12 protein-coding genes and 1 pseudogene are annotated in these 18,532 nt (G+C 69.1%); 6 read left to right on the top strand and 7 right to left on the bottom strand.

The genetic code is table 11. The features are described from left to right. Positions 1 to 196: 196 nt before the first annotated feature. The 4 genes from OHA03_RS25250 (at position 197) to OHA03_RS25235 (ending at position 5,182) form a co-directional block, all read left to right on the top strand. Positions 197 to 961, top strand: a complete 765-nt coding sequence (locus tag OHA03_RS25250; RefSeq protein ID WP_267006058.1) for an IclR family transcriptional regulator — start codon at positions 197 to 199, stop codon at positions 959 to 961. Positions 962 to 1,192: 231 nt separating this feature from the next. Continuing rightward, positions 1,193 to 1,984, top strand: a complete 792-nt coding sequence (locus OHA03_RS25245) for an MIP/aquaporin family protein (RefSeq protein WP_267006057.1) — start codon at positions 1,193 to 1,195, stop codon at positions 1,982 to 1,984. Between the two features lie 55 nt (positions 1,985 to 2,039). Next, on the top strand, positions 2,040 to 3,566 hold the full coding sequence (glpK, locus tag OHA03_RS25240) for a glycerol kinase GlpK (RefSeq protein WP_267006056.1): 1,527 nt from the start codon (positions 2,040 to 2,042) through the stop codon (positions 3,564 to 3,566). Positions 3,567 to 3,571: 5 nt separating this feature from the next. Continuing rightward, positions 3,572 to 5,182: a glycerol-3-phosphate dehydrogenase/oxidase gene (locus tag OHA03_RS25235; RefSeq protein WP_267006055.1), complete on the top strand. Its 1,611-nt coding sequence runs from the start codon at positions 3,572 to 3,574 to the stop codon at positions 5,180 to 5,182. Between the two features lie 302 nt (positions 5,183 to 5,484). On the opposite strand, the pseudogene OHA03_RS25230 reads toward OHA03_RS25235, so the two are convergent. After that, a pseudogene (locus tag OHA03_RS25230) lies at positions 5,485 to 7,112 on the bottom strand (IS200/IS605 family accessory protein TnpB-related protein). 244 nt (positions 7,113 to 7,356) lie between these two features. On the opposite strand from OHA03_RS25230, the gene OHA03_RS25225 reads away from it, so the two are divergent. Next, positions 7,357 to 8,028: a FadR/GntR family transcriptional regulator gene (locus OHA03_RS25225; RefSeq protein WP_267006054.1), complete on the top strand. Its 672-nt coding sequence runs from the start codon at positions 7,357 to 7,359 to the stop codon at positions 8,026 to 8,028. 141 nt (positions 8,029 to 8,169) lie between these two features. On the opposite strand, the gene OHA03_RS25220 is transcribed toward OHA03_RS25225, so the two are convergent. From OHA03_RS25220 to OHA03_RS25200, 5 genes are all read right to left on the bottom strand, one after another. Further along, positions 8,170 to 9,222 (bottom strand): ABC transporter permease, encoded by a 1,053-nt coding sequence (locus tag OHA03_RS25220; RefSeq protein ID WP_093775138.1) that lies wholly within the window; start codon positions 9,220 to 9,222, stop codon positions 8,170 to 8,172. Further along, positions 9,219 to 10,739: a sugar ABC transporter ATP-binding protein gene (locus OHA03_RS25215; protein WP_267006053.1), complete on the bottom strand. Its 1,521-nt coding sequence runs from the start codon at positions 10,737 to 10,739 to the stop codon at positions 9,219 to 9,221. The genes OHA03_RS25220 and OHA03_RS25215 overlap by 4 nt, the downstream gene beginning before the upstream one ends. Before the next feature lie 2 nt (positions 10,740 to 10,741). Further along, complete coding sequence (locus OHA03_RS25210; RefSeq protein ID WP_267006052.1) at positions 10,742 to 11,782, bottom strand: sugar ABC transporter substrate-binding protein; 1,041 nt, start codon at positions 11,780 to 11,782, stop codon at positions 10,742 to 10,744. A gap of 88 nt (positions 11,783 to 11,870) precedes the next feature. Continuing rightward, on the bottom strand, positions 11,871 to 12,650 hold the full coding sequence (locus OHA03_RS25205; protein WP_267006051.1) for an SDR family NAD(P)-dependent oxidoreductase: 780 nt from the start codon (positions 12,648 to 12,650) through the stop codon (positions 11,871 to 11,873). Continuing rightward, on the bottom strand, positions 12,647 to 13,993 hold the full coding sequence (locus OHA03_RS25200; RefSeq protein ID WP_267006050.1) for an L-fuconate dehydratase: 1,347 nt from the start codon (positions 13,991 to 13,993) through the stop codon (positions 12,647 to 12,649). Before OHA03_RS25200 ends, OHA03_RS25205 begins: the two co-directional genes overlap by 4 nt. Positions 13,994 to 14,249: 256 nt before the next feature. Here OHA03_RS25200 and OHA03_RS25195 point away from each other — a divergent pair, with 256 nt between their 5' ends. Beyond that, entirely contained in the window at positions 14,250 to 15,311 is a 1,062-nt protein-coding gene (locus tag OHA03_RS25195) for a PAC2 family protein (protein ID WP_267006049.1), read from the top strand. 69 nt (positions 15,312 to 15,380) lie between these two features. Here the strand turns inward: OHA03_RS25195 and OHA03_RS25190 are convergent, their stop codons facing one another. Then, positions 15,381 to 18,428, bottom strand: coding sequence for an NPCBM/NEW2 domain-containing protein (locus tag OHA03_RS25190; protein WP_267006048.1), 3,048 nt, complete (start codon positions 18,426 to 18,428; stop codon positions 15,381 to 15,383). Between the last annotated feature and the right edge of the window lie 104 nt (positions 18,429 to 18,532).

Genomic DNA, 18,532 nt, shown 5'->3' with positions numbered 1-18,532 from the left:
CCGGAAGAGGCCGCACCTCGTCAGGGTAGCCGGGCAGCGCCTCGGAGCGTCACTGTGTCCCACGTGACGGACGGCATGCTGTGCGGGGGATGTCCGGGTCCGAGCGGTCGAGCGGCTTCCCCGCACGACCGGACATGGGTCGACATCGACCGATAGTGTTCAGCATTGTCGAACCATAGTGGAGGAGTACGGCGTCATGGCCAAGAACATCCAGTCGCTCGAGCGGGCAGCGGCGATGCTGCGCCTGCTGGCAGGTGGCGAACGTCGGCTGGGGCTCTCCGACATCGCCTCCTCCCTGGGCCTGGCCAAGGGCACCGCACACGGCATCCTGCGCACGCTGCAGCACGAGGGCTTCGTCGAACAGGACGCGGCGTCCGGGCGCTACCAGCTGGGCGCCGAGCTGCTGCGCCTGGGCAACAGCTATCTGGACGTCCACGAGCTGCGGGCGCGCGCCCTGGTCTGGACGGACGACCTGGCCCGCTCCAGCGGCGAGAGCGCCCATCTGGGCGTCCTGCACCAGCAGGGCGTGCTCATCGTCCACCACGTGTTCCGGCCCGACGACAGCCGGCAGGTCCTGGAGGTCGGGGCGATGCAGCCGCTGCACTCCACCGCACTGGGCAAGGTGCTGGCGGCGTACGACCCGGTGGCGCACACCGAGGCCGTCGAGGGCGAGCGGCAGCCCTTCACGCCCCGCACCGTCACCGACCTGGAGGAGTTCGAGACGGTGCTCGATCTGACCCGGGCGCGCGGCTGGGCGGCGGACGTGGAGGAGACCTGGGAAGGCGTGGCCGCGGTGGCCGCACCGATCCACGATCGCCGCCGGATGCCGGTGGGCGCGGTGGCCGTGACCGGTGCAGTGGAACGTGTCTGCTCCGACGGCGAGCTGCGCCCCGAGCTGGTGGCCGCCGTACGGGACTGTGCACGGGCGGTCTCCCGGGATCTCGGCGCCAGGCGCTTCTGACCGATTTGGCGGATCATCGGTAACGATCGTGTTATCCGTCCCAGAACCCTTGACGCTCCATTCACCGGGGGGAAACACTGCCGTTCATCGGTCGACATTGTCGAACGCCTAACGGCAATACACGCTAGGGTGTGACAGTGCCAAGGGCCGGTGAAGCCCTCACCTGAGGGCGCGGACCACCGGAGGGACCCGGGGTTCGGCTTCCCTGGACGAAGGACAAAGGAGTCGCGGGTGTCCAGCTCCGACATCTTCATCGGCGAGACCATCGGTACCGCCGTACTCATCCTGCTCGGCGGCGGTGTCTGTGCCGCCGTCACTCTCAAGCACTCCAAGGCACAGAACGCCGGCTGGCTCTCGATCGCCTTCGGGTGGGGTTTCGCAGTACTGACGGCCGCGTATCTGGCCGGCGGCGTGTCCGGGGCCCACCTCAACCCCGCGGTCACGATCGGCCTCGCGATCAAGGGCGGCACCGCATGGAGCGACGTACCGCTGTACATCGGCTCCCAGCTGCTCGGCGCGATGATCGGCGCGGTGCTGGTCTGGCTGACGTACTACGGACAGTTCCGGGCCCATCTGACCGACCCGGAGACTCTGCACAGCCCGCCGAGTGAAGAGGGCCTGGTCGACCAGGCCGCCGCCCCGAAGGCCGGCCCGGTGCTGGGCATCTTCTCCACCGGCCCGGAGATCCGGAACGCCGTGCAGAACGTGGTCACCGAGGTCATCGCCACCGTCGTGCTGGTCCTGGCGATCCTCACCCAGGGCCTGAACAACGACGGCAACGGGCTCGGCACGCTCGGCGCGCTGATCACCTCCCTGGTCGTCGTCAGCATCGGCCTCTCGCTCGGCGGCCCGACCGGTTACGCAATCAACCCCGTTCGCGACCTCGGTCCGCGTATCGTGCACGCGCTGCTGCCGCTGCCGAACAAGGGTGGCTCCGACTGGGGCTACGCCTGGATCCCGGTCGTCGGTCCCCTCATCGGCGGCGCGATCGCGGGCGGTCTCTACAACCTCGCCTTCGCGTGAACCGTAGAGCCCTGAGCCGTAACCCTCAGATCCCACAGACTTCCAGGAGCACACCGTGACCGACGCACACACCACCGGACCGTTCATCGCGGCCATCGACCAGGGCACCACGTCGAGCCGCTGCATCATCTTCGACAAGGACGGCCGGATCGTCTCCGTCGATCAGAAGGAGCACGAGCAGATCTTCCCGAAGCCGGGCTGGGTCGAGCACAACGCGGCCGAGATCTGGGAGAACGTCCAGGAAGTCGTCGCCGGCTCCGTCGCCAAGGCGGGTATCACCGCTGCCGACGTCAAGGCGATCGGCATCACCAACCAGCGCGAGACCACGCTGCTCTGGGACAAGAACACCGGTGAGCCCGTCCACAACGCCATCGTCTGGCAGGACACCCGCACCGACGCGCTCTGCAAGGAACTCGGCCGCAACGTCGGCCAGGACCGCTTCCGCCGCGAGACCGGGCTGCCGCTCGCCTCGTACTTCGCCGGCCCCAAGGTCCGCTGGCTGCTCGACAACGTCGAGGGCCTGCGCGAGCGCGCCGAGCGCGGCGACATCCTCTTCGGCACCATGGACTCCTGGGTCATCTGGAACCTGACCGGTGGCACCGAGGGCGGCGTCCATGTCACCGACGTCACCAACGCCTCGCGCACCCTCCTGATGAACCTGCACACCATGGCGTGGGACGAAAAGATCCTCGCGTCCATGGACATCCCGGCGGCCGTGCTGCCCGAGATCCGCTCCTCCGCCGAGGTGTACGGCACCGCCAAGGACGGCGTCCTGGCCGGCGTCCCGGTCGCGTCCGCGCTCGGCGACCAGCAGGCCGCCCTCTTCGGCCAGACCTGTTTCTCCGAGGGCGAGGCCAAGTCCACGTACGGCACCGGCACCTTCATGCTGATGAACACCGGTGAGACGCCCGTCAACTCGTACAACGGGCTGCTGACGACCGTCGGCTACCGGATCGGCGACCAGAAGCCGGTCTACGCCCTGGAAGGCTCCATCGCCGTCACCGGCTCGCTGGTGCAGTGGATGCGTGACCAGATGGGCCTGATCAAGTCCGCGGCCGAGATCGAGACGCTGGCCTCGTCGGTCGAGGACAACGGCGGCGCGTACTTCGTGCCCGCCTTCTCCGGCCTGTTCGCCCCGTACTGGCGTTCCGACGCCCGCGGCGTCATCGCCGGCCTGACCAGGTACGTCACCAAGGCGCACATCGCCCGTGCCGTACTGGAGGCCACCGCCTGGCAGACCCGCGAGATCACCGACGCCATGACCAAGGACTCGGGCGTCGAGCTGACCGCCCTCAAGGTCGACGGCGGCATGACCTCCAACAACTTGCTGATGCAGACGCTCGCCGACTTCCTGGACGCACCCGTGGTGCGGCCCATGGTCGCCGAGACCACCTGCCTCGGCGCCGCCTACGCCGCCGGTCTCGCCGTCGGCTTCTGGCCGGACACCGACGCGCTGCGCGCCAACTGGCGCCGGGCCGCCGAGTGGACCCCCCGCATGGACGCGGACAGCCGCGACCGCGAGTACAAGAGCTGGCTCAAGGCCGTGGAACGGACCATGGGCTGGATCGAAGACGAGGAGTAATCGACATGACCACCCTGCAGAGCGTCCCGGCCCTCGGGACGCACCCGGCCTCCGGCTCTCTTCCGAGCCGCGCCGAGACTCGGGAGCAGCTCTCCAAGGCGACGTACGACCTCCTGGTGATCGGTGGCGGCATCCTGGGCATCTCCACCGCCTGGCACGCCGCGCAGTCCGGGCTGCGGGTGGCTCTGGTGGACGCCGGCGACTTCGCCGGCGCCACCTCCTCCGCCTCCTCCAAGCTGCTCCACGGCGGCCTGCGCTACCTGCAGACCGGTGCGGTGAAGCTGGTCGCGGAGAACCACTTCGAACGACGTGCGGTGTCCCGTCAGGTGGCCCCGCACCTGGCCAACCCACTCACCTTCTACCTGCCCGTCTACAAGGGCGGACCGCACGGCGCGGCCAAACTGGGCGCGGGTGTGTTCGCGTACTCGGCGCTGTCCGCGTTCGGTGACGGCGTCGGCCATGTGATCAGCCCTGCGAAGGCGCAGCGCGATGTGCCGGAGCTGCGCACGGACAATCTGAAGGCCGTCGCGGTCTACGGCGACGACCAGATGAACGACGCCCGGATGGCACTGATGACGGTCCGTGCGGCCGTCGACGCGGGCGCGGTCGTCCTCAACCACGCCGCGGTGACCGGGCTGCGGTTCACCAGGGGCCGGGTGACGGGCGCAGACCTGGAGGACCGTACGGACGGCACGGAGTTCGGCGTCACCGCCCGGCTCGTGCTGAACGCCACCGGACCGTGGGTCGACCACCTGCGGAAGATGGAGGACCCGAACGCGGCGCCTTCGATACGTCTGTCCAAGGGCGCGCACCTCGTCCTGAAGCGCACCCGCCCCTGGAAGGCCGCGCTCGCCACCCCGATCGACAAGTACCGCATCACGTTCGCCCTGCCCTGGGAGGACATGCTGCTGCTGGGTACGACGGACGAGGAGTACGAGGGCGATCCGGCGGACGTCGCGGTCAACGAGAAGGACACCGCGCAGATCCTGGACGAGGCGGCGTTCTCGATCAAGGACCAGCAGCTGTCGCGCGATCTGATCACGTACTCCTTCGCAGGCCTGCGGGTGCTGCCGGGCGGTCCCGGCGACACCTCCAAAGCCAAGCGCGAGACGGTCGTGACGGAGGGCCGCGGCGGGATGCTGTCGGTCGCGGGCGGCAAGTGGACGACGTTCCGCCACATCGGCCGTACGGTGATGAACAAGCTGGCCGCGCTCCCCGGGCACCCGCTGGCCGAGGACATGGAGCCGATGGCCCGTCTGCCGAAGAAGCTCCCGCTGCCCGGTATCGCCAACCCGAACGCGGTCGCGCACCGGCTGCTGATCGACGGCGGAACGCCCGGACCGCGGATGGCCGCCGACACGGCGCGGCACCTCGCCACCCACTACGGCTCGCTCTCCTTCGACATCGCGCGGCTGGCGAACGACAATCCGGCGCTGGCCGAGCGCATCCACCCGGACGCGCCGGAGATCTGGGCGCAGGTCGCGTACGCGCGCGACCACGAGTGGGCCGAGACGGCCGACGACGTGCTGCGCCGCCGGACGACGCTGACGATCCGCGGCCTGGCCACGGACGAGATCCGGACCAAGGTCGAGGGCCTGCTGGCCGACAAGGGCTGAGACCGGCCGACGTACGCGGACGGGGGTGGCTTCCACGGGGGGAGCCGCCCCCGTCCGCGTACCGCCATGCGCCTGTGCGCGCTGACCTGGAGCGGCCGGTGTACGTGCCACACAGCCGCCATACGCGCGCAATGTAATGCGGGGACAGTGGAGGTCGTGAAGTTCCCGGTGCACTGACCCTGTCACGGTTCGCGGAGGAGATCGCCCCGGTGGTACGGCGCGAGGCGCCGTCGACGCTCCGGGACCGAGCGATCGGTCACCAGCTGCGGCAGACCCGGTTCATCCACCTGTTTCGACCGTTCCTAGCCAGTGCACATAAGTGAGTCCTGGACCCACTGCTGCGTGCTGGGCGCATCCCGAACGGTGTTGGATGCGCTGGGTTCCCGCTTTCGCTTCCCGCTCGGCGACGGCCCTCCGGGGGGGCGGTCCGTTATGGGTGGGCGGGTTCCCTCACGCCCCCGGTTGCCTGGTTCGGCCTGGGCGGTCCGATGGCCCGCACGATCGCTCCGGTCGTGTGGGGGCGGTGCCGTCCGTCGCCGGACCGGGTGTCCAAGGGCGCGTCTCCCGATCGCGATACCGGCGGCATCGTGACGGGACATGGTGCGGTGGGGGGTGGTCAGCGGTTTCTGCCAGTGCTGGGCACCCCACATGCTGGTGTAGGCGGGGTCGACCGCGACAACGCTCAGGCCCTGTTCGGCGGCCATGGACACCAGCCTGGCCTTGAGCTTGCCGGTCGGCATACCGGAGATGAGCTGCCTGAACCGCTTGCGGCCCCCGTGCTTCTCGCGGGTCTTCTCAGGCGTGAAGTCGAGGTCTTCGATGCCGATCGCGGCGACACCGGCACGCACCGCCCAGTTGATCAACCGGGTCAGGGCGTGGCGGATCTGTGCGTCGCGGTGACCGGCGGTCCCGGACAGGTCGTAGGGGAAACGGTGCGGCTCGCCGATGGGGTTGCCGTGCCGGTCGAGTAGGTAGGCGGCGAAGTGGTCTGCGTTGGTGTCGACGCCGATCATGCCCCGGCGCGAGCGGTCTCCAACGGGATGGTCTGCACGACGGGGCGCCGCCAGGATGCGGTGAGGTACCAGCGGCCACGATCCATATCCCGGTGGATGCGTTAGGCGACGGCCCGGTTCGCTTCGATGCGGTCGGCCCACTCCGCACCCCGGTGCGCGAACCCGATACGGGCGGTGAGGATGTACCGGCCGCGCTTGGCATTGGCCAGGTGCGCGAGCGGAGCAGGCAGTTTGATGCTGACCTCGCCGTCGGGGGTGACGCGGATCGTCTCGTTCCCGAACCGCTTCCCCGACTCACCGTCGGCAGCGAGGAACCAGCGTTCCGCCTCCCACCGTTGTCGCCACTCGTCTTCGGTGAGCTCGGCCTGGGTGAGGTGGTGGCGGGTGTTGAGGAGACGTTTGCCGCCCCGGACTACCCGGACCCGTCCAGCCTGCCAGTCGGCAACAGCCGCCGTGTGCCGCGCCTCCAGCATCGCGAGGCGGCGGGACTTGCGGAACCACTCGCTCTTCGACCGGTAGCCACCCGCCGCCCGCTTGGTGCCCTTCTCCCCGATCGGGAGGGACGAACGGTGCCGCAGCGTCTTGATCCCGGCCGCCAGGTTCTGGATGTACGCCGCCTGGCAGCGGCGCGCCAGCGCCCACTGATCGTGTGTGGCCTTGGTGATCGCACCCGCGATCCGCGACGACGACAGTGCCGTCAGCTCCCGCTTACGTGCTGCCCACGTCTGCGCGCCGTGCTCCAGACCATCCGCACAGCGGACCTTGAGATCACCGGACGCCAGCGCACCCTGATGCGCACCGACCGCACGCAGCACCCTCTCGTCCTCGGGGGTGAGGTGCTTGAGGCGGTCCCGGACCGCCACCCCGCACGGCCCGGGCACCACGAAGGACACGGCCACCTCCCGTACACCACCCACCACATCACCCCCTCAAGGCCGCACCCCTGCCACCCAGCCCAACGAGCAACAGCCACCAAGGTCACCCATTCGACCCCAGAACCCCCGTTCCCACCCCCACCAACCCACCCACACGACTCACTCCCGCCCACCACCACTCACTTCAATGCAGTAGACCGACCGCGGCTCGCAACCCCCATAATGAAGGGAGACATCGGATGTCTTCTTCTGAGGTCTGATCCCGCCCGAATCCAGGAGGACCGTCATGGCTGTCACCGACGAGGCGATCGAGAAGATCAAGGGAATGATCGTCTCGGGTGCGCTACGGCCCGGCGACCGTCTGCCCAAGGAGAGCGAACTCGCGGCGGAGCTCGGGCTGTCCCGCAACTCGCTGCGCGAGGCGGTCCGCGCCCTTTCCCTGATCCGTATCCTCGATGTCCGGCAGGGCGATGGTACGTACGTCACCAGCCTCGACCCGCAGTTGCTGCTGGAGGCGCTGAGCTTCGTCGTGGACTTCCACCGCGACGACACGGTGCTGGAGTTCCTGGCAGTCCGCCGGATCCTGGAGCCGGCCGCCACGGCCATGGCCGCGACCCGGATCACCGAGGCCCAACTCGACCTACTGAGCTCCCAGTTGGACGCGCTCGGCGCGCAGCCCTCGGTGGAGGAGCTGGTCGCCTGCGATCTGGAGTTCCACCGCGGCATCGTGCAGTCGTCCGGGAACTCGGTGCTCTGCTCCCTGCTCGACGGTCTCTCCGGGCCGACGACCCGGGCCCGCGTCTGGCGCGGCCTGACCCAGGAGGACGCGGTCAGCCGCACGCTGCACGAGCACCGGGCGATCCTGTCGGCGCTGCGGGACCGGGACACGGAGGCTGCGCGGTCGTGGGCGACGGTGCATGTCGCGAGCGTGGAGCAGTGGCTGCGTTCGACGCTTTAGCGGCGCGTGCAGCGGGAAGGGGCGGGTAGGGGTGTTCTTCCCCTACCCGCCCCTTCCCATATCCGGAGCCCCGCCCCGGGCCTCGCGCCTCAAACGCCGGCGGGGCCGGATGTGCCCCGTCCGGCGTTTGCGGATCGGCCCTCAGTCCTGTTCCTCGCGGCTCGCGTAGCGCGAGGCGGCCAGGGCGATGATGATGATGGCGCCGTTGAGGAACTTCTCCCACTGGCCCGGAACACCGGCCAGCGTCATCACATTGACGACCAGCCGAAGGGTGAGCACGCCGGTGAGCGCGCCGAATATCGTGCCTCGACCTCCCTTCAGGCCGATTCCGCCGATCACGGCGGCCGCCATGACGTCGAAGATCATGTCTTTACCCTGTGAGGCCCCCACCGATCCGTAGTGGCCGGTGTAGAGAATGCCGGCGAAGGCCGCGAGCAGCCCGCCGATGGCCAGGACGATCCAGGTGATCCGGTCGACTCGGATGCCGGCTGCCCGCGCCGCCTCCGGGTTGCCGCCGATCGCGTAGAGCGAACGCCCGTGCCGCGTCCAGGCCAGCGCCGCGCCTCCGACGGCGAACAGCGCCAGGCAGATCCAGACGGCTGCCGGGGCACCGAGCCAGGCGGCCTTGCCCAGGTAGCTGAAGGAAGCCGGGACGTCGATGATCGACTTGCCCTCGGTGATGCCGATGTGGAGACCGCGCAGCATCATCAGCATGCCCAGCGTCGCGATGAAGCCGTTGACGCGCAGCTTCAGCATCAGAAAGCCGTTGAAGGCACCGATCGCGACTCCGGCCAGCAGACAGAGCGGGATCGCCGTCCAGGCGGGCATCACTCCCAGGCCTGCGAATCGATCGCCCTCCGCCGGCAGAACCAGCCACAGCGCGATGACCGGCGCGATACCGATCGTCGACTCCAGCGACAGGTCCATCCGCCCGCAGATCAGGATGAAGGCCTGGGCGAGCACCAGCAGGCTGAGCTCGGAGGACTGCTGGATGACGTTGATCAGGTTCTCGGAGGACAGGAACACCGGCGAGACGATGAACCCGATCACCATCAGCACCAGGATCACCGGCACCAAGGAGAAATCGCTCCACCGGATCAGCTTCAGCCGGTTCAGCGGGCTGTCGCCCGCGAGCGGACCCTTCAGCGCGCTCTCGATGTCTTCGGCCGCCGGGGGCCGTACCGTGCCGGTCATTCCCTTTCCCCCACACCTTCCATGGCGGCGACGAGTTCTGCGTCGGTCCACCCGCTTGCGAATGTAGCGACCACACGTCCGTGGAACAGGGCGAGTACGCGGTCGCAGACCCGTAGATCGTCCAGCTCGTCGGAGATGATCACTGCGGCGTTCCCCTGGTCGGCGACCTGCCGTACGACCCCGAGGAGCGAGTCCTTGGACTTGACGTCCACGCCCGCGGTGGGCCGGACCGCCACCAGCACACTGGGCTTGCGGGCCAGCGCGCGGGCGACCACCACCTTCTGCTGGTTGCCGCCGGAGAGCCCGGAGACGGGCTGCTCCGGCCCCTGGGTCTTGATGTCCAGCGAGTCGATCATGGCTCGGGCGAACTCCCTGGTACGGGAGGGCAGTACGGTCCCCCACGGGCCGAGCTGGTCGGTGACCGTGAGGGTGGCGTTCTCGGCGACGCTGCGTCCGAGGACGAGGCCCTGGTCGTGCCGGTCCTCGGGGATGTAGCCGATCCCGGCATCCAGCGCGTGCGGCACACTTCCCGAGCGCACGGCCGCACCGTGCACCCGGACCGTGCCGCCGCCCGCCTTGCGCATGCCCGACAGCACCTCGCCCAGTGCGGTGTTGCCGCTGGCGGCGGAACCGGCCAGGCCGAGCACCTCACCGGGGCGCACCTGGAGGTCCACTGGTTCGAACCAGCCCTCCAGGGTGAGCCCTTGGGTGCTCAGAACGGGTTGGACCGACGTGGCGGGCGGCGTGGCGGTGCCGGTCGCGTGCCAGGCGACAGCGCCGCCGGACTTCTCACCCGTCATCGCCGACACCAGTTCGTCCTTCGCGACGTCGGCGACCGGGGCGGTCAGGACGTGGCGAGCGTCGCGGTAGACGGTGACCGTCGTGCACAGTTCGTACACCTCCTGCAGATGGTGGGAGATGAAGAGGAACGCCACTCCCTGGCTCTGCAGTTCCCGAAGCTTGTCGAAGAGCCGCCCGATGCCCCGGGCGTCGAGCTGGGCGGTCGGCTCGTCGAGGATGATCAGCCGCGCGCCGAAGGACAACGCCCGGGCGATCTCGACGAACTGCCGCTGCTCGACGGCGAGATCGCGCGCCCGGGTGTTGGGGTCGACCTGGACGCCGTAGTCGGCGAGGAGTTGCTCCGCGCGCTTGCGCAGCCGCCCCCAGCTGATCCAGCGGGCGTTGTCGTCGAACCGGTTGAGGAAGAGGTTCTCGGCGACGGTCAGGTCGGGGACGACCATGGACTTCTGGTAGACGCATGCGACCTTCGACTGCCAGGCCGTGGTGTCCCCGAAGGCGGGCGCGGGCTCCCCGCCGAACGTGACCGTGCCGGCGTCCGCCTTGTGGAGTCCGGTCAGGACGCTGACCAGCGTCGACTTGCCCGCACCGTTGCGGCCGACGAGGGCGTGCGACTCACCGGGCTGCACGGTGAGCTTCACCCCGTCGAGCGCAACGGTCGGCCCGAAGCGTTTGACGACGCCTTCTGCCTGTACGGCAGGTGGTGGTGCCAGGTCCATGACTAGCTCTTCTTCTCCAGCTGATTGGCCCACAGTTTCGGGTCATCCACGTTGTCCTTGGTCACCAGGGGCGCGGGAAGCTGGTCCTCGAAACCATTGGGAATCTTGATGATGTTCGAGTCGTGGTCGGTCGGGCCTTCCTTGAAGGTCTTGCCGTCCAGGGCCGCCTTGGCGTAGTACAGGGCGTACTTCGCGTACAGGTCGGCGGGCTGGGAGATCGTCGCGTCGATCTTGCCCGCCCTGATGGCGTCGAACTCCTCCGGGATGCCGTCGTTCGAGATGATCGTGATGTGACCCGCCGCACCGGCCGGCTTCAGCAGCTTCTTCTGCTCCAGGAGCGCGAGCGTGGGCTGCAGGAAGACACCGCCGGCCTGCATGTAGATGCCGTTGATGTCGGGGTGCGCGGCGAGCGTCGACTGGAGTTTGGCGGACGCCACGTCGCCCTTCCAGTCGGTGGCCAGCTCGAAGACCTTGATGCCCGGGTAGTCCTTGTCCATGCAGGCCTTGAACGCCTGGGACCGGTCACGGCCGTTGATCGAGGACAGGTCGCCCTGGAACTCGACGACCTTGCCCTTGCCCTTCAGCTGCTCGCCGAGGTACTTGCAGGCGTTGGTGCCGTACGCCTTGTTGTCGGCGCGCACCACCATGTAGACGTTGCCCTTGTCGGGGCGGGTGTCGACGCTGACGACCGGGATCTTCTTGTCGTTCAGGGTGTTCAGCGACTCGGCGATGGCGCCGGTGTCCTGCGGGGCCATCACCACGGCCTTGGCGCCCTGGTCGGTGAAGGTCTGGACGTTGGCGACGAGCTTGCCTATGTCGTTCTGGGAGTTGGTCAGCGGCAGTGCCTTGACGTCGCCGGCCTTCACGCCCTTCTCGATGTAGCTCTGGTACGAGTTCCAGAAGTCGCTGTCGCTGCGCGGCAGGTCGATACCGACCTTCCCGGCGCCGGCGCCGTCGTCGGTGGACTCGCGGTTGCAGCCCGCGAGGGCAGTGACGGCCAGCAGTACGGCGCAGGCTGCCGCACTTGTCGTACGCACTCTCATTGGTGTCCCGTCCTTTGTGGAGTACCGGCTCGGTGCTGGGTTGGCAAAGACTGGTGCATGGGGCGGCTCAAGGGCTGGTGGAGCGGGGTCAGTCGGCGGCGGGCCGAAGCCGCAGGCCCTGCATGCCGCCGTCGACGGCGAGTGCCGTCCCGGTGATCGATGCGGCGGCGGGGCTCGCCAGGTAGACGATCGCGGCGGCCACCTCGTCGGCCGAGACCAGCCGTCCCAGCGGCTGGCGGGCGTTGAGGGCGGCGCGCTCGGCTGCCGGGTCGTCGGCCTGACCGAGGAGCCGGCCGATCCACGGGGTGTCCGCGGTACCGGGGTTGACACAGTTGACACGTACTCCTTCGCGGACGTGGTCGGCGGCCATGGCGAGAGTCAGTGACAGGACCGCCCCCTTGCTGGCGCTGTAAAGGGCGCGTTGCGGCAGCCCGGCGGTCGCCGCGATGGAGCAGGTCTGGGTGATGGAGACGGCACCGGGGCGGTCGGCGGCCGCGCGCCGCAGATGGGGCAGGGCGTGCCGGGCGGTGCGGACCATGCCGAGGACGTTGATGTCGAGGACGCGGGTCCACTCGTCGTCGTCGTTGTCCTCGACGGTGCCGATGGAGCCGATGCCCGCGTTGGAGACCAGGGTGTGCAGACCTCCCAGTTCGGCGGCGGCCCGGTCGACCGCGTCGCGTACGGCGTCGTCGTCGGTGACGTCCGCCTTGAGGGCGAGCGTGCCCGTGGGGGCGCCTGCGGTCTCCCGGTCGAGTACGGCGACGTCCGCGCCGCGCTCCAGCAGCAGGGTCGCGACGGCGGCCCCGATACCGGAGGCGCCGCCTGTCACCAGGGCGGACATCCCGTCGAAGTCCCTTGTACCGGTCATCGGTCGGCCTCCTCAGGCGTGCGGCGGGCCTGCCATACGGGGCCCTCCGGGTAGCGGTGTGCGGTGATCGAGGCGGGGAGCATCCGGGCGGAGAAGCCCGGGGAGCGCGGGGCGACGTAGCGCCCCGCTTCGATCACGGTGGGGTCGGCGAAGTGTTCGTGGAGATGGTCGACGTACTCGATCACGCGGTTCTCCCAGCTGCCGGAGACGGCCACATAGTCGAACATCGACAGGTGCTGCACCAGCTCGCACAGTCCGACGCCGCCCGCGTGCGGGCAGACCGGCACGCCGAACTTGGCGGCGAGCAGCAGGATCGCCAGGTTCTCGTTGACGCCCGCCACGCGCGCGGCGTCGATCTGGACGAAGTCGACCGCGTCGGCCTGGAGCAGCTGCTTGAACACGACTCGGTTGGCGACGTGTTCACCGGTGGCGACCTTGACCGGCTGGCCGGCCCGTACGGCGGCGTGGCCGAGGATGTCGTCGGGGCTGGTCGGTTCCTCGATCCAGTGCGGGTCGTACGGCGCGAGCGCGGTCATCCACTCCACCGCGTCGGCGACGTCCCACCGCTGGTTGGCGTCGACGGCGATCCTGATGTCCGGTCCGACGGCCTCCCGGGCCAGGGCGAGTCTGCGGACGTCGTCGCCGAGGTCTCCGCCGACCTTCAGCTTGATCTGGGTGAAGCCGTCGGCGACGGCCTCCTTCGCAAGCCGGACCAGTTTGTCGTCGGAGTAGCCGAGCCAGCCGGGCGAGGTGGTGTACGCGGGGTAGCCCTCGGCGCGCAGCCGTTCGGCGCGCTCGGTGCGGCCCGGTTCGGCGGCTTGCAGGATTTCGAGTGCCTCGCCGGGGGTGAGGACGTCGGTGAGGTAACGGAAGTCGACGAGGGAGACGAGCTCCTGCGGCGTCATTTCGGAGAGGAACTGCCAGACGGGTCGGCCCGCCTGCTTGGCGGCCAGGTCCCAGGCGGCGTTGATGACCGCGCCGGCCGCCATGTGCATCACGCCCTTCTCGGGGCCGAGCCAGCGCAGTTGCGAGTCATGGGTGAGCTCGCGGTACAGCGCGCCGAGATCGGCCGCGGTACGGGGAGCCGGGCGCCCGATCACGTACGGTCGCAACGCTTCGATGGCGGCTGCCATGACCTCGTTGCCGCGTCCGATGGTGAAGCAGAAGCCATGGCCCTCGATGACGGTCCCGTCTGCTTCCAAGCCGAGCGGGGTATCGGTACGCAGGACGACATAGGCGGCGGAGTAGTCGGGATCGGGGTTCATGGCGTCCGAGCCGTCCAGTTGCTCCGAGGTCGGAAAGCGGATGTCGTGGACCTCGAAGTCCGTGACGGTCTGACTCATGTGCGCCCCCAGGGGAATAACATCGGACCTCTGTTCTGGTCATCCGATGTATAGCGGTGCGACAGCCCCAACGTCCAGAGTTGAGACGAAATCCCCGGGACACAGCTCGGATGAATTCGGAGACTGATGCCCTGGCTGGACCGGTGATGCGCCCCGTGAGGCCGTGTTCACCCGGCCGTGCACAGGGGCTGCGGCGGGAGAGGCCGGAAGCCGTAAGGTTGGTGCGTACGCAAGGGAACTTCGGAAGGAGGCCTGGGTGATCGAGCTCGAGGGGGTTCCCGAGCTGATCGACCCGGTCATGGTGGCCGCGTTCGAGGGATGGAACGACGCAGGTGACGCCGCTTCCACAGCGGTCGCGCACCTGGACCGGGAGTGGAAGGGCGAGGTGTTCGCGGCGCTCGACGCCGAGGACTACTACGACTTCCAGGTCAACCGGCCGACGGTGTGGCTGGACGGCGGGGTGCGAAAGATCACCTGGCCCACCACCCGGCTCTCCGTGGTCCGCGTCGGCGGGGACAAACCCCGCGATCTCGTCCTGGTCCGCGGTATCGAGCCGTCGATGCGCTGGCGCTCGTTCTGCAACGAACTCCTGGGCTTCGCCCACGAGCTGGGCGTGGAGATGGTGGTGGTCCTGGGCGCACTGCTCGGCGACACCCCGCACACTCGCCCCGTGCCGGTCAGCGGAGTCACCTCCGACCCGGATCTGGCGCGGACCATGGACCTGGAGGAGACCCGGTACGAGGGCCCGACGGGCATCGTCGGCATCCTCCAGGAGGCCTGCACGCATGCCGGTGTGCCCGCGGTGAGCCTGTGGGCGGCGGTGCCGCACTATGTGTCGCAACCGCCGAACCCCAAGGCGACCATGGCGCTGCTGAACCGCCTGGAGGACCTGATCGGGCTGCGCATCCCCCTGGGCGAACTGCCCGAGGACGCACGGGCCTGGCAGCTCGGGGTCGACCAACTGGCCGCTGAGGACAGCGAAGTGGCCGAGTATGTGCAGACGCTGGAGGAGGCCAGGGACACCGCGGAGCTTCCCGAGGCGTCCGGCGAGGCCATCGCTCGGGAATTCGAGCGGTATCTGCGGCGCCGGGACGTCGCGCCCGGCCAGGCGCCCGGCGGGCACGCCACCGAGAGCGGCGACGCCTCGTATCTGCGTGACACGTCGAGCGGCCGGACCAGGCCGCCGAAGCCGCCGAAGCCGGAGCCGGGACCGCCGCAGGGAGCCGCGGGCGAGTCCGCTCCGGACGGGCCCTCCGACGACGACACCGACACCGGTCCCGGGGATTCATCGGATACGCCGGATTCATCGGAGGACTGAGGAACGGCACGGCAGTCCGTCGTGACCGGTCCAGCGCCGGGCGGGTGGGACCCGCCCGGCGCTGCGCTGTCAGGAACAGCTGAACCGCGCCGCCGCCCAGTCCCCGTGGTCGCCGGTCTTGGAACCGTTGGTGTCGGTGACCTTCAGGTGCACATGGCGCGCACCGGCGACGTCCACCTCGACCGGCACGGTCGCCGACGCCCCGGTCACCTTCGGCGACGTCCACAGCACCTTGCCGTCCGCCTCGACGGAGAAGGCCACTTCGCCGTAGCCGTTGATCTCGTCGTCGATCCCCGCGTCGGCGGTGAACGTGGTGCAGCGCCCGCCGAGATAGACCTCGATGTCGGAGTCGGCGTGAGAACCGATCCCCTTCTCGTACGTCTTCCCGGCGAGGGTGAGGGTGTGCCCGTCGGTCGCACCCGACTCGCCGTTGCTGCGGTCGCGTTCGGCCGGCCCGTAGCCGTTGGTCGACTTCAGCCAGACCAGATCGCTCGCCCAGGTGTCGGCGGTCGGGGGCTGGGGCATCACCGCGGCCGCGAACCGCTGGACGGTGGTGCGGGCTTCACCCGCCGCCCGGTAGCGGGCGACCGCGCTGATCCGGGCCTCCCCGGCCACGGCGTCCTTCGCCGGAGTGACTGCCAGCTCGACCCGCCGGGTGGTGCCCGCCGGGATCCGGTCCACGGTCTTCGCCGGGGTGACCTGCCAGCCCTCGGGGACGTCCAGGGTGACCGCGGCGTCCGTCACATCGGCGCTGCCCGCGGTGACATCGACGGCCACGGTGCCCTCGACTCCCGCTCCGACCTCCTGCGCGTCCGGTGCGGAGACGACGGCCGTGGCGGACGCCTTCCTGCCACCGACGGCGCTGGTGCCCTCCAGCTTCAGGCTGAACTTCCGTTCTGTGCTCAGCGGCGCGGTCTTGATCTTCACCACGCCACCGCGGTCGTCCTGGTCGTACCACCAGCCCTGCTTCGCGGTCCGGTACGCGGCCGCGGAGCCCAGCCGGGGCAGTGTGCCGTTCAGTTTGACGGCCCTCGGTGCCGACCCGGTGTGCACGCTGAACTCGTACGGTCGCCTGCTCTGCTTGCCGGTGAAGTCCCCCTTGCTCTCGCCGATGTTCACGGTGATGTCGCCCGCGCCCCGGACGGGTGCGTCGACGTCGGCCCGCTGGGTGGCGTACTTGCCGTCGCGGTGTTGGCGGGTGACGCCGTCGTCCTCGTACAGCGTGAAGGAGGACCTGCCCTGCGGGTAGATGTCCCAGGCCAGCGAGGAGTCGCTCGTGCGGTCCTGGTACGAGCGGATGCCCGGCCACATCGGCACGGCGGCACCGGCCTTCACGAAGAGCGGGAGGGTGTCGAGCGGGGCACTGTAGTGGTCGACGGTGGTCGGCCCCTCGTACGTCCGGCCGCTCCAGTAGTCGATCCAGGTGCCCTTCGGCAGATAGATCCCGTCGCGGCGGGTGCTGTCCTGGTAGACGGGTGCGACGAGGAAGTCCTCGCCGGACATGAACTCGTACTTCGCCGCGTCCGTCGCCGCCTTGGGGTCGTCCGGGTACTCGAGGACGAGCGGGCGCACCATGCCGACGCCGGTCTTGGTCGCCTCGTGTGCGTACGAGTACTGGTACGGCAGCAGCGACTCCTTGAGCTTGAGGTAGTCGCGGTTGATGGAGGTGTACGGCTCGCCGTACCGGTAGGGCTGCTTGTCGCTGGCCGCCCAGCCGTCCATGGTCATCGTGGTGCCGAGGAACATCTTCCACTGCAGGTCACGGGTGTACGTCTTGGCGCTGCCGCCGAAGATGCCGTCCACGTCGCCGGTGGTGTAGGCGAGGCCGGACATCGTGGCGCCCGCATAGGTCGGGATCTGCCAGCGGATGTAGTCCCAGGTGCCGTACTGGTCACCGGACCACTGGACGCCGCAACGCTGCGCCCCCGACCAGCTCTCGGGGGCGTATGTGAAGCCGCGGGCGTCGCTGTTGTCCTCGATGCCCTTGTACGCGTCCTTGCAGCCGTCGAGAGCGAACTTGTAGCCCGAGCCGACCCACGCGACGTCGAGCTTGGCCACCCGCTGACCGGCCTTGACCTGGTCGGCGATCTTGTCGATGCCGTCCTCGGTCCACAGCCCGAGCTGCATGCCGCGGTCCTGGAGGCCCTTGGAGGTCTCGGCGAGGTCCTCGTAGCCGCAGCCGTAGCCGTCGTTGACGAGCATCCAGCCGTTCGGCATGTCGTGCTCGACGTAACCGTCGGCGACCTTCAGGGCGTCCAGGGTGCGGCGCTCGCCACGGTTGGCGTTGTGCAGATAGCAGTCGGCGTCGCCGATCTCCATTCCGTACACGGGCGGCAGGAAGGGCTTGCCGGTGAGCTTCGTGTACTGGCCGATGACGTCCTTGGCGTCGTCGCCGGCGAAGTAGTAGGCGTCGAAGCGCTGTTCCTGTGCGCTGGTGGTCACCGGGTCGGTGAACGCGTAGGTGTTGGGTGCGTAGGTGTTGCGGAAGACGCCGTATCCGGCCGAGGAGAGGTAGAACGGCACTGAGTTGGGGTGGCCCCCGTCGTCCCAGTTGTAGTCGACGCCGACCTCGACGGTCTGGCCTCGGTGCGAGGTGTTGCCGCGGCCGTTCTGCATCCCGGCGCCGTAGAACTGCTCGTCGGCGCCGCGGGCCAGGGTCTGGGTGGTCCGCTTCCCGTCCCAGCTCAGCCCCTTGGCCTCGGACCAGACGAGGCTGCCGTCGGCCCGCCGGAGTTCGAAGCGCAGCGGCGACTTGTAGGCACGTAGGGTGATGCTGCCGGTGGAGAGTTCGTAGCGGTCGCTCCTCTCCTTCCACCGGGTGTGCGGCGGGGCGCCCTGCGGCAGGACCATGTCGTCGCCGGTCGGGTCGGCGAACGTACCGTCCGGAGCCAGTTCGATGCGGAAGGTCTCGGCGGAGACGAAGCTGACGCGGGCCTCGGCGGCGCCGGCTTCGAGGTGGTAGACGGGCCCGTCGGCAAGGAAGCCGGTGAGATCACCGACCGTCGTGGCGTCGGGCTCGGCCGACTCGGCCTGTGCGCTGCCAGGTCCCGCGAAGACGGCGACCAGTCCCAGCAGAGCTGCAACTGCCGCCACTCTGATGCGCGTTGATGATTGCATAGAGCGCTTTTAGCGCAGCCGCGAGCATTTGACCATGGACAAAACAGAACCGGCCCCGAACTTCGTGGAGAAGTCCAAGGCCGGTCACCGGACGGAAACAGACG

The organism is Streptomyces sp. NBC_00154 (assembly GCF_026342835.1).
Lineage (GTDB): Bacteria > Actinomycetota > Actinomycetes > Streptomycetales > Streptomycetaceae > Streptomyces.
Note: the sequence above shows the minus strand (reverse complement) of the source record. Positions and strands in the feature narration are given on the sequence as shown.

Coding starts and splice junctions, on each gene's coding strand:
- OHA03_RS25250 (WP_267006058.1), top strand. CDS start 197: ATGGCCAAGAACATCCAGTCGCTCGAGCGGGCAGCGGCGATGCTGCGC.
- OHA03_RS25235 (WP_267006055.1), top strand. CDS start 3,572: ATGACCACCCTGCAGAGCGTCCCGGCCCTCGGGACGCACCCGGCCTCC.
- OHA03_RS25225 (WP_267006054.1), top strand. CDS start 7,357: ATGGCTGTCACCGACGAGGCGATCGAGAAGATCAAGGGAATGATCGTC.
- OHA03_RS25220 (WP_093775138.1), bottom strand. CDS start 9,222: ATGACCGGCACGGTACGGCCCCCGGCGGCCGAAGACATCGAGAGCGCG.
- OHA03_RS25215 (WP_267006053.1), bottom strand. CDS start 10,739: ATGGACCTGGCACCACCACCTGCCGTACAGGCAGAAGGCGTCGTCAAA.
- OHA03_RS25210 (WP_267006052.1), bottom strand. CDS start 11,782: ATGAGAGTGCGTACGACAAGTGCGGCAGCCTGCGCCGTACTGCTGGCC.
- OHA03_RS25205 (WP_267006051.1), bottom strand. CDS start 12,650: ATGACCGGTACAAGGGACTTCGACGGGATGTCCGCCCTGGTGACAGGC.
- OHA03_RS25200 (WP_267006050.1), bottom strand. CDS start 13,993: ATGAGTCAGACCGTCACGGACTTCGAGGTCCACGACATCCGCTTTCCG.
- OHA03_RS25190 (WP_267006048.1), bottom strand. CDS start 18,428: ATGCAATCATCAACGCGCATCAGAGTGGCGGCAGTTGCAGCTCTGCTG.